This window comes from Mesorhizobium sp. CA5, from assembly GCF_020165105.1.
Taxonomy (GTDB): Bacteria; Pseudomonadota; Alphaproteobacteria; order Rhizobiales; family Rhizobiaceae; genus Mesorhizobium.
Genome location: NZ_JAIUHJ010000010.1, coordinates 220,922 through 230,093, shown reverse-complemented (window position 1 = coordinate 230,093; position 9,172 = coordinate 220,922). Strand labels below are relative to the sequence as shown.

The following is a 9,172-nucleotide window of genomic DNA, read 5'->3' as shown; positions in this document are numbered from 1 at the left end:
GGAAGCTCCTGGTCGTCCTCAACGCTATCATTCGCGACAAAACCGCATTCGCGTGAACACAGTTGCCATGCCGTTACCTTCGCCAAGGATCGCAACGGAACAGAATTCTGCACCGTGGCGGCGCTGCCAAGTCACGGAATGGATTCTATGGTCTGCGCGCGTCGCTTCGCTCCTTGCTCCGCCATAGAATGACGAAGTTTCTTCGCCCCGCCTCAACCTGCAACCGCCTCAGCTTTTCGCGCGACCACTTCCTCGTAGGCAGCGCGCAGTTGCTGGCGCACGGTCGGCGTGCCCGGCGGCGTCTTGGAGGGTGCGCCCAGATGCTCGTGACGCAGTTCGTCCATGAATTGGTCCCATAGCGGCGGACCGCCCTTTTCGAGCAGCTCGGCTCGGATCGACAATTCTTCTGTAACCGGCAGCCAGACGCGTCCCCAGGCCCCGAGCTGCGCCATGATCGGCACCAGCGTGATCGCCATCTCGGTCAGGCTGTAGATCGCCTTCTGCTTGTGACTGGGGTCGTCAGCCTTGGTCAGCAGGCCAAGCTCCATCAGCCGTTTCAGCCGGTCGGCCAGGATGTTGGAGGCGATGCCTTCCAGCGAGCCGTTGAGCAACTCGCGAAAATGGCGCCGGCCGCCAAAGATCATGTCGCGCAGGATGATCAGGCTCCAGCGGTCGCCAAAGACTTCGAGCGACAGATTGATCGGGCAGCCGGACCGACGGTCGATGCTCATGGCACTCTCCAGAAAAACCAGTTGCATTATGATATCGGTTTGATTATCGTGCAACTGATTGCAAATTGCAATCGGATAGGAGAAGCAGATGACCAACGCGGCGCAGCTTCCCGACATCATTTCGGAAAGCTTCGGCAGTCCGAAAGATCCGCCGATCCTTTTGGTCATGGGCGCCATGGCTTCGATGCTGTGGTGGCCGGAAGCCTTCTGCCGGCAACTTGCCGGGCGCGGCCGCTTCGTCATCCGCTACGACAACCGCGACACCGGCCTGTCGACGAAATATCCACCGGGCGCGCCGTCCTACACGTTCGAGAACATGGTGGACGACGCCAAGCGCGTGCTCGACGACCATGGCGTCACCAGAGCGCATGTCGCCGGCATGTCGATGGGCGGCATGCTCGCGCAAAGCGTGGCGCTGAAATATCCCGAACGCGTCGGCGCGCTCACCGTGATCTCCTGTTCGCCGCTCGGCGTCGATACGTCCGCCCTGCCCGGAACGACCGAGGCTTACAAAGAGCACTCGGCCGAAGGCGGCAACGTCGACTGGTCGAAGCGGGAGCAGGTGCTCGACTTCATGGTCAAGGATGCCCGCGCCGTTGCCAGCACTCGCCATCCGTTCGATGAGGGGCGGACGCGCAAGATGATCGAGGAGGATTACGACCGCTCCGGCGGTCTCGTCAGCGCGACCAATCATTTCCTGCTCAAGGGCGGAGGCCCGCAACGCACGGTGCGGGATCTTCGCGTGCCGTTGCTCGTCATCCACGGCACCGCCGATCCGCTCTTCCCGATCGAACATGGCGAGGCGCTCGCCAAGGCGGTTCTCGGCGCAAAGCTGGTCAAGGTCGAAGGGGGCGGCCACGAACTGCATCGCAACGACTGGTCGCAGATCATCGAGGCCATCGCCGCACACGGCTAGCGCCGGCAAGACGCCGGCTTGACTCGAGCCGTCCGCGACAATAGTGAAGTAGTTACTTCAGTATCGATTATCCGAATGCGAAAGAGAGCCGGAATGTCCCTGACGCTGCATTTCCACCCGCTGGCCTCGTTCTGCTGGAAGCCGCTAATCGCGCTTTACGAGAACGACACGCCATTCGAGCCGGTCATTGTCGACCTCGGCGACGAGGCTTCCCGCGCCGCATTCCTGAAAGTGTCGCCGACCGGCAAGATGCCGGCGTTGCGTGACGATGCGCGGGACCGCACGGTGCTGGAATCGACCATCGTCGTCGAATATCTCGCCGCGCATTACCCCGGGCCGGTCGAGCTCATTCCCGCCGATATCGATCTCGCCCTGCAGGTCCGCCAGGCAGACCGCTTCTACGATTTCTACGTGCAGCATCCGATGCAGAAGATCGTCGGCGACAGGCTGCGGCCGACGGACAAGACCGATCCGTTCGGGGTCGAGGAGGCCCGCGCGCAGCTGCGCAACTCCTACGCCATTGTCGACGAGGAGATGGCGGCAAGGACCTGGGCCGTAGGCGAAAGCTTCACCATGGCCGACTGCGCCGCCTCGCCGGCGCTGTTCTACGCCAACAAGGTCGAGCCCTTCGGCGAAAAATTCCCGGCCTTGAAACGCTACCACGACCGGCTGCTCGCGCGCCCGTCCTTCGCCCGGGTGATCGAGGAAGCGGGACCTTACTTCAAGCTCTTTCCGTACAATAACGGCTAGATGCTCCACGATCCCGCCCAGCTCGACCTGATGTTCCAGGCGCTCGCCGACCCGGCGCGGCGGCAGATGGTGGACCGTCTGTCGCGCGGGCCGGCTTCGGTCAGCCAGCTTGCTGAACCGTTAGCGATGTCGTTGTCGGCCGTCGTCCAGCATCTCAACGTGCTTGAGGCAAGCGGCCTGGTGCGGACCGAAAAGCTTGGCCGGGTGCGGACCTGCCGGATCGAGCCGCAGGCGCTTCGGGCCGCCGAGCACTGGATCAACGAGCGGCGGCTTGCCTGGGAGCGTCGGCTCGACCGCCTCGGCGATTTCCTCGCTGAAACGAAAGATGAAACCTGAAGGGTCCCGTCATGAGCGAACGGTCCGTCGTCCATTCCACCTTCGTCATCGAGCGCGTCTATCCGGCGGCGCCGGAGAAGGTCTATTTCGCGCTGAGCGATCCGACGGCGAAGAAGCGCTGGTTCTTTGACCCCGACAACCCCATGCCCAGCCGGCATGAGATGGATTTTCGGGTCGGCGGCAAGGAAGTGAATGCCGGCTGTCCCAGCGACGGACAGATGCATTTCTACAACGCGATCTATCACGATATCGTGCCCAACCGGCGCATCGTCTACAGCTATGAGCTTCTGTTCGGCGAAACCCGAGTCTCCGTGTCGCTTGCGACGATCGAGCTCATCGCCGAAGGCAAGGGAACGCGGCTCATCCTGACGGAACAGGGCGCCTTTTTCGACGGCATCGACTCACCGGCTACCCGCGAGCACGGCACCGGCGAATTGCTCGACGCGCTCGGGACGGCACTGGGAGCTGAGGGCTCCGGCCAAAGCGCATCGCGCTTTGGGTCTTGACGCCTGTCGTTGTCTCAGAACCGCTGCACACTTCTGAGCGACATGCATCAAACGCCAAAGACTATTCCCCAGGCGCCGTTTCCCAGAATTGGTCGAGCCAGATATTGAGCCTGAGGAAGCCGGCGCTGCTGACAGTATAAACGCGCCTTGTGCCTTCGGCCTTGGCGCTGACCAGGCCGGCGTCCAGCAGGACCTTCAAATGCTGGGAGACCGCCGGGCGTGAGACGGGCAATCCGGCGGCCAATTCGTTCACCGTCTTTGGGCCGCGCCGGAGTTCTTCCAAGAGATAGCGCCGGTTGGGATCGGCTATCGCCATAAAGGCGTCAGAAAACATCATGCCTTTATTTGTGAGGCAAAGTCTCGCGAATCTCAACTATCGGTTTCAACCTTTCTGCGCGGATCGAGCCGCGTGGCCTCGGGCGTGACTGCGCGGTCCGCGGGCTGCGTCTTGAAGGCATCGCGGTCTTCGATCGGCACCGGCGCGCGGGCGCGGATGCGCAGCAGCGTGTAGCCGGCGAGGCTGAGATGCGCGAGCGCGGTTGCCAGGAAAAGCCCCTCCGGACGCACCGAGCCCATCAAGGCCGCGGCCAAAAGCGGGCCGATCATCGTGCCAAAGCCGTAGAGCAAGAGCAGACCGCCCGAAACCTTGACGAAGTCCTCGGAGCGGGCGTGGTCGTTGGCATGAGCGACGGCGATCGAGTAGAGCGTATAGGCGAAGGCGCCATAGGCGGCGGTCATCACGATGATGAAAACGCCCGAACGCGGCGCGATCAGGAAGATCAGCATCGCGACCAGGGCTGCGCCGAAGGCTGCGCCGGCCAGTACGAAGCGGCGATCGGTTGTATCCGACAGCCGCCCGGCCGGTAGCTGCATGGCGGCACCGGAAATGACGACCAGGCTCATCATCAGTGCGATCTCGGCGGTCGATATGCCGACGCGCGCGCCATAGACGGCGCCCAGCGTGCCCCAGGCACCGTTGGCGATGCCGATCAGGAGGCAGGCCACCGCCGACACCGGCGAGTTGGCGTAAAGGCCTTTGACGTCGAGCTTGACGTCCTGCAGGGGCTTGGGATGCGACTGCGTCGACACGGCCGTCGGAATGAGCGATAGGCAAAACAGGATGCCGGTGATCATGAACAGCGAGGCCGACCGAACATCGCCGCCGGCGACGATCATCTGGCCGCCCATGATCGAGGCATAGGTGACCATCATATAGAGGCCGAAGACGGTGCCGCGGTTCTCGTTGGTGGCCTTCTCGTTCAGCCAGCTCTCGATCACCATGAAAGCCCCGGCCATGGTGAAGCCGGTGAAGGCGCGCAAAAGGATCCAGAAATATTCGTCGATGATGAGGCCGGTGAGCAGCGCGATGATCGCGCCCGACGCGGCGAAGGCGCCGAAAGCCCTGACATGGCCGGCGCGGCGCACGAGACGCGGCGCGAAGAAGCAGCCGGCGACGAAGCCGCCGGCCCAGGCCGTGCCCATCAGGCCGAGCGATGCGGTCGAAAAGCCTTCCACCTGGCCGCGCAGCGGCAGGAGCAGCCCGTGCAGGCCGGATGCGGCGAGCAGGAACGCGGTGCCGCGCAGCAGGGAGAGGATCGGTCTGTAGGTTGCAAACATCGCTTGATCCGGGTTCGAGACGCAGGGCCTGAAGACAGATGTATTCGGGCTTTTCGGCGGCGAGAGAGCACGCCGAACAATTTATCCGCGGCGGAACAGCGACTCGGCGGCGGATTTGGTGGCGCCCTTGGCGGTGCGCTCGGCTTCCAGCCTGGCGATCTCGTCGCGCAGCAATGCGATGCGCTCGGACAATTCGTCGACGGACAGCAAAGACAGGTCCTGGCCGATCTCGTGCGGGCGCTGCTTTTTCCTGGGTTCGTCGTCGAAGATCGCCATCCGTCGCTCCTCTCTTACTCGGCCATTTGCCTGATTTGGCAATCGGCATACATAGAGCAATTCCGGAAAAAATGCGTAGCGGTTTTCCGCCCGGAATAGCGTAGGAACAAAGAGTTGGAGCAGGTTGGCGCTTCTTCAAGCGCCGAACTGCTCCAGGCGGGGCGCCGATGCAAACGGGCGGCGATAGACCGGGATACAGGGAGAACACGATATCATGGCAAACGGACAGAAGATTCCGGCGAAGATGACGGCCATCGCGATCTCGCAACCGGGTGGGCCAAAGGTGCTCAAGCCGGAAACGCGCGACGTGCCGGTGCCCGGCCCCGGCGAAGTGCTGATCCGGGTGCACGCGGCCGGCGTCAACCGGCCGGACGTCCAGCAGCGCAAGGGCGCCTATCCGCCGCCGCCCGGTGCATCCGACTTGCCGGGCCTCGAAGCGTCGGGCGAAATCGCGGCGCTCGGCGACGAGATATCGCGCTGGCGCATCGGCGACCGGGTCTGCGCGCTGACGCCGGGCGGCGGCTATGCCGAATATGTCAAGGTTCATACCGGCAGCGTGCTGCCGCTGCCGGCGGGTTTCACGCATTCGGAAGCCGCCGCGGTTCCGGAAAACTACTTCACCGTCTGGCACAATGTATTCGAGCGCGGCGGCCTGAAGAAAGGCGAGACGCTGCTCGTCCATGGCGGTTCGTCCGGCATTGGCACCACCGCCATCCAGCTCGCCTCGGCCTTCGGCGCCACTGTGATCACTACCGCCGGCAGCAAGGAGAAATGCGACGCCTGCCTGAAGCTCGGCGCCGATCGGGCAGTCAACTACCGCGAGGAGGATTTCGTCGCCGCCGTGAAGGATGCGACCGATGGCAAGGGCGCCGACGTCATCCTCGACATGGTCGGCGGCGATTATGTCGGGCGCAATTACGATGCCGCGGCCGTCGAAGGGCGCATCGTACAGATCGCGGTGCAGGCCGGGGCCGTGGCCAGCGCCGACTTCTCCAAGATCATGGTGAAGCGGCTGACCCATACCGGCTCGACGCTTCGCCCGCGTACCGTCGAGTTCAAGGCGGCGATCGCAGTCGCGCTCGAGGCCCAGGTGTGGCCACTGCTCGGCACGCGCAAGGTGGCTCCTGTGATGGACATGATCTTTCCGCTGACCGAAGCCTGGCGGGCGCACGAGCGGATGGAAGAGGGCGAGCATATCGGCAAGATCGTCCTCGACGTGGAGTAGGATGGGTCGTTATTCAGGTGAGGCCGGCCTGCAAATGCCGGGCTTCTGCGCTTCCGGTGCTCACGTGGTTTCCAGCTGCCGCATGTCCTGATCGGAAAACCGGAAATCCACTTTTCCGGGACATGCGGAAGTACGCTCCGCTCCGGTTCTCGAAGTCCACCATTTTCGACTCGGCCTGACCTGAATCTCGACCCATCCTGGCGTCGGCGCGTGTCCGGTTCCAAGCTGAACGAAACCTTAATGCTGCATTGCACAAAACGCATTGCGGCCATGCAAAAGCGTCCGTTCAATTTGTGGGCAGGAGTGCCTATTTACGCGGCATCAAACGATTTGACCAAACGACTGGAGAACCATCATGAACCCGATCAGTGCTTTCCGTAAGTGGCGCATGTACAACGAAACCGTGCGCGAATTGAACAAGCTCAATGCCCGCCAGCTGAGCGATCTCGGCATCAACCGTGCCGACATCGAGCGTATCGCCCGCCAGGCGGTGTAATCAGACGCAGCCCGGCCTCGCGGTCGGGCCGCGACGTGCAAGCCAGAGCCGTCGAGACGCTTGCTTTGTTTCCGGTTCCAAGCCCGCTGGACCTCGTCCAGCGGGTTTTGTCTTTTTAGGGCCTTGGATCGGCCCTTCCCAAAAACATTGCGAAAATTGGAGGGAGCGTTTATACAGGCCGCGAATTTCCCATTTTGGTGGCTCTAAAACCACCGCCCGCGCGGGAACGCGGGCGAACGAGAAGGATTTTTGATATGGCCAATTCGCTGCTGATGCCCAAGGCGACCGCCGTCTGGCTGGTCGACAACACCGCGCTTTCCTTCGAGCAGATCGCGCAGTTCTGCGGGCTGCATCCGCTGGAGGTCAAGGCGATCGCCGACGGCGAGTCGGCCCAGGGCATCAAGGGCATGGACCCGATCATCACCGGCCAGTTGACGCGCGACGAGATCGCGCGCGGCGAGAAGGACATCAACTACCGGCTGAAGCTGTCGGAGCCGAAGGTGCGGGTGCCGGAATCGAAGCGCAAAGGCCCGCGCTACACGCCGCTGTCGAAGCGCCAGGACCGGCCGAACGCCATCTTGTGGCTGGTGCGCAACCATCCCGAGCTCAAGGATGCGCAGATTGCTCGTCTCGTAGGCACCACCAAGTCGACGATCGAGCAGATCCGCGAGCGCAAGCACTGGAACTCGGCCAATCTGCAGCCGATGGATCCGGTGACGCTCGGCCTCACCTCGCAGATCGACCTGGACCTCGAAGTCAACCGCGCCTCGCGCGGCCGCGAGCCGGCGCAGCCCGTCGGCGACACACTGCTGCCCGCCGCGCTCACCGAACGGCTGGTGCCCGCGCCGGAGAAGCCGAAGGACGAGGACCAGGAGCTCGATGCCAACGCCGTCTTCGCCAAGCTTTCGGCGCTCAAGTCGAAGGACAAGAACGAAGACGAGGAATGAGCGCTTTTCTCCTTCTCCCCTTGTGGGAGAAGGAGAAAAGCGCAAGTCACGTTCGCGCGGCGCGGTCGGGGGCCATGCAGTAATCCTCTGAGCGCTCGACGGCGCGGTAGAAATCGGCGAGCTGCTTGCCCCGCTCCGGCTTGAAGATGCGGCCGGCAATGACGACCGAGGCGATGCGATCGATGCGGAAGGCGCGGAAATCGTCGCGCATCTCGCACCAGGCGACCAGTGTCCAGACCTTGCCCCAGAACCACAGCCCCAACGGCCTGATGTCGCGCGCGGTGCCGCGACCGGCTTCGTCGGAATAGTCGATGGTCAGCACCTGGCGCTTCTCGATGGCGCGCTCGATCAGGTCGATCGCTTCCCGCGCGGCGTCGCTGACTACCCACATCGGCGTGTGGATCTCGGTGCGGGCGATGCGGTCCTTTTCCGTGTCGGGCAGCACGGCGCCGATCTTGACCAGCGCCTCGTCGGCGGCCCTCGCCATCGTAGCGCCGCCGAAGGCGCGCACCATGCGGGCGCCGGCAACCAGCGCCACGATCTCGTCACGTGTGAACATCAGCGGGGGAAGGTCGAATCCCTCCCGCATCATGTAGCCGACGCCCGCTTCGCCATCGATCGGCACGCCGGTCGACTGCAGGTCGGCTATGTCGCGGTAAATGGTGCGCTCGGACACCTCGAGCCATGCGCCTAGCTTCTGCGCGGTGACCAGCCGGCCGCCCCGCAAATGCTGCACGATCTGGAAAAGCCTGTCAGCACGACGCATCGCTAGATCCCCCGAGGATTATGGCATAAGCCCTTCGCGCTTGCGCAGCGCGGCAACGAATTTCGCTCCGAAGGACAGTCGCGGCGTCGGCTTGATGTGGTTGACGCCCGGTGCGTTCAGCTTGTCGTTCCAGCTTCTCACCATTGCGGGTTACTCCGGATCGTCGAAACATGTTCGTTGCTGTCAGGATCGAAGACGCTCCAATTACCGCATGCCTCCTGACAACATACTGTCAGGAGGCTGCGGCGAAGCTACCGGCAAACAAAGGCTTCTTTCCCTGAACTCAACATCGCTGGCCGCCATTACATCTGGGCGCGCTGCCGCCACAATCCAAGTCGCGGCGGCAAAATTTCAGTTTTCACGCACGCGGCCCTGGTAAAGATCCGGCCAGCCGATGTCCTTGCGGATGTCCGCCGGCAAGGTGTTCAGGAAACGCTGGGTGCGAATCTCGTTGCGCACGGTGCGGATTCTGCCGACATAATGCTGCACACTACGCAGAATTGTAAAACCGTTCATGACCTCACTCCTCTCTTTTTGATGAGAAGAGTATCTCACACCCCTCCTGACAGCAGTCTGTCAGGAGGTTGGCAGGGTACGGAGGAAGAC

Annotated in this window: 14 protein-coding genes; 7 read left to right on the top strand and 7 right to left on the bottom strand. The window is 63.0% G+C overall.

The window, feature by feature from the left end; genetic code table 11:
• Nucleotides 1–212: 212 nt before the first annotated feature.
• Nucleotides 213–731 (bottom strand): winged helix-turn-helix transcriptional regulator, encoded by a 519-nt coding sequence (locus LB529_RS15835; RefSeq protein WP_224545573.1) that lies wholly within the window; start codon nucleotides 729–731, stop codon nucleotides 213–215.
• 88 nt (nucleotides 732–819) lie between these two features.
• Here LB529_RS15835 and LB529_RS15830 point away from each other — a divergent pair, with 88 nt between their 5' ends.
• From LB529_RS15830 to LB529_RS15815, 4 genes are all read left to right on the top strand, one after another.
• A complete protein-coding gene (locus LB529_RS15830; RefSeq protein ID WP_224711578.1) occupies nucleotides 820–1,647 on the top strand; it encodes an alpha/beta fold hydrolase in 828 nt (275 codons plus the stop codon).
• Nucleotides 1,648–1,740: 93 nt separating this feature from the next.
• The gene (locus LB529_RS15825; RefSeq protein WP_140841517.1) at nucleotides 1,741–2,397 is read left to right on the top strand and encodes a glutathione S-transferase family protein; all 657 of its coding nucleotides are present in this window, start codon (nucleotides 1,741–1,743) and stop codon (nucleotides 2,395–2,397) included.
• The gene (locus tag LB529_RS15820; protein WP_095767344.1) at nucleotides 2,398–2,733 is read left to right on the top strand and encodes an ArsR/SmtB family transcription factor; all 336 of its coding nucleotides are present in this window, start codon (nucleotides 2,398–2,400) and stop codon (nucleotides 2,731–2,733) included. It abuts the gene before it with no gap.
• An 11-nt stretch (nucleotides 2,734–2,744) separates the two neighbouring features.
• Nucleotides 2,745–3,239: an SRPBCC family protein gene (locus LB529_RS15815; RefSeq protein WP_224611142.1), complete on the top strand. Its 495-nt coding sequence runs from the start codon at nucleotides 2,745–2,747 to the stop codon at nucleotides 3,237–3,239.
• Between the two features lie 61 nt (nucleotides 3,240–3,300).
• On the opposite strand, the gene LB529_RS15810 is transcribed toward LB529_RS15815, so the two are convergent.
• The 3 genes from LB529_RS15810 to LB529_RS15800 all read right to left on the bottom strand — a co-directional run bounded on the left by LB529_RS15810 (nucleotide 3,301) and on the right by LB529_RS15800 (nucleotide 5,132).
• Nucleotides 3,301–3,576: an ArsR/SmtB family transcription factor gene (locus LB529_RS15810; RefSeq protein WP_224711577.1), complete on the bottom strand. Its 276-nt coding sequence runs from the start codon at nucleotides 3,574–3,576 to the stop codon at nucleotides 3,301–3,303.
• 32 nt (nucleotides 3,577–3,608) lie between these two features.
• The gene (locus tag LB529_RS15805) at nucleotides 3,609–4,856 is read right to left on the bottom strand and encodes an MFS transporter (protein WP_140841511.1); all 1,248 of its coding nucleotides are present in this window, start codon (nucleotides 4,854–4,856) and stop codon (nucleotides 3,609–3,611) included.
• An 81-nt stretch (nucleotides 4,857–4,937) separates the two neighbouring features.
• Complete coding sequence (locus LB529_RS15800) at nucleotides 4,938–5,132, bottom strand: DUF1192 domain-containing protein (RefSeq protein ID WP_095767348.1); 195 nt, start codon at nucleotides 5,130–5,132, stop codon at nucleotides 4,938–4,940.
• A 214-nt stretch (nucleotides 5,133–5,346) separates the two neighbouring features.
• Between LB529_RS15800 and LB529_RS15795 the strand changes: the two genes are divergently transcribed.
• The 3 genes from LB529_RS15795 (at nucleotide 5,347) to LB529_RS15785 (ending at nucleotide 7,800) form a co-directional block, all read left to right on the top strand.
• Nucleotides 5,347–6,357, top strand: a complete 1,011-nt coding sequence (locus LB529_RS15795; RefSeq protein WP_224711576.1) for an NAD(P)H-quinone oxidoreductase — start codon at nucleotides 5,347–5,349, stop codon at nucleotides 6,355–6,357.
• Nucleotides 6,358–6,712: 355 nt separating this feature from the next.
• Nucleotides 6,713–6,853: a DUF1127 domain-containing protein gene (locus LB529_RS15790; RefSeq protein WP_095767350.1), complete on the top strand. Its 141-nt coding sequence runs from the start codon at nucleotides 6,713–6,715 to the stop codon at nucleotides 6,851–6,853.
• Nucleotides 6,854–7,107: 254 nt separating this feature from the next.
• Nucleotides 7,108–7,800: a DUF1013 domain-containing protein gene (locus tag LB529_RS15785; RefSeq protein WP_224532567.1), complete on the top strand. Its 693-nt coding sequence runs from the start codon at nucleotides 7,108–7,110 to the stop codon at nucleotides 7,798–7,800.
• Nucleotides 7,801–7,846: 46 nt separating this feature from the next.
• Here the strand turns inward: LB529_RS15785 and LB529_RS15780 are convergent, their stop codons facing one another.
• From LB529_RS15780 to LB529_RS15775, 3 genes are all read right to left on the bottom strand, one after another.
• Entirely contained in the window at nucleotides 7,847–8,566 is a 720-nt protein-coding gene (locus LB529_RS15780) for a helix-turn-helix transcriptional regulator (RefSeq protein WP_224711575.1), read from the bottom strand.
• Between the two features lie 18 nt (nucleotides 8,567–8,584).
• On the bottom strand, nucleotides 8,585–8,710 hold the full coding sequence (locus LB529_RS29005) for a hypothetical protein (protein WP_263497271.1): 126 nt from the start codon (nucleotides 8,708–8,710) through the stop codon (nucleotides 8,585–8,587).
• Between the two features lie 207 nt (nucleotides 8,711–8,917).
• Entirely contained in the window at nucleotides 8,918–9,082 is a 165-nt protein-coding gene (locus tag LB529_RS15775) for a hypothetical protein (RefSeq protein ID WP_095767353.1), read from the bottom strand.
• Between the last annotated feature and the right edge of the window lie 90 nt (nucleotides 9,083–9,172).

Coding starts and splice junctions, on each gene's coding strand:
- LB529_RS15780 (WP_224711575.1), bottom strand. CDS start 8,566: ATGCGTCGTGCTGACAGGCTTTTCCAGATCGTGCAGCATTTGCGGGGC.
- LB529_RS15815 (WP_224611142.1), top strand. CDS start 2,745: ATGAGCGAACGGTCCGTCGTCCATTCCACCTTCGTCATCGAGCGCGTC.
- LB529_RS15800 (WP_095767348.1), bottom strand. CDS start 5,132: ATGGCGATCTTCGACGACGAACCCAGGAAAAAGCAGCGCCCGCACGAG.
- LB529_RS15775 (WP_095767353.1), bottom strand. CDS start 9,082: ATGAACGGTTTTACAATTCTGCGTAGTGTGCAGCATTATGTCGGCAGA.
- LB529_RS15825 (WP_140841517.1), top strand. CDS start 1,741: ATGTCCCTGACGCTGCATTTCCACCCGCTGGCCTCGTTCTGCTGGAAG.
- LB529_RS15830 (WP_224711578.1), top strand. CDS start 820: ATGACCAACGCGGCGCAGCTTCCCGACATCATTTCGGAAAGCTTCGGC.
- LB529_RS15820 (WP_095767344.1), top strand. CDS start 2,398: ATGCTCCACGATCCCGCCCAGCTCGACCTGATGTTCCAGGCGCTCGCC.
- LB529_RS15810 (WP_224711577.1), bottom strand. CDS start 3,576: ATGATGTTTTCTGACGCCTTTATGGCGATAGCCGATCCCAACCGGCGC.
- LB529_RS29005 (WP_263497271.1), bottom strand. CDS start 8,710: ATGGTGAGAAGCTGGAACGACAAGCTGAACGCACCGGGCGTCAACCAC.
- LB529_RS15785 (WP_224532567.1), top strand. CDS start 7,108: ATGGCCAATTCGCTGCTGATGCCCAAGGCGACCGCCGTCTGGCTGGTC.
- LB529_RS15835 (WP_224545573.1), bottom strand. CDS start 731: ATGAGCATCGACCGTCGGTCCGGCTGCCCGATCAATCTGTCGCTCGAA.
- LB529_RS15805 (WP_140841511.1), bottom strand. CDS start 4,856: ATGTTTGCAACCTACAGACCGATCCTCTCCCTGCTGCGCGGCACCGCG.
- LB529_RS15790 (WP_095767350.1), top strand. CDS start 6,713: ATGAACCCGATCAGTGCTTTCCGTAAGTGGCGCATGTACAACGAAACC.
- LB529_RS15795 (WP_224711576.1), top strand. CDS start 5,347: ATGGCAAACGGACAGAAGATTCCGGCGAAGATGACGGCCATCGCGATC.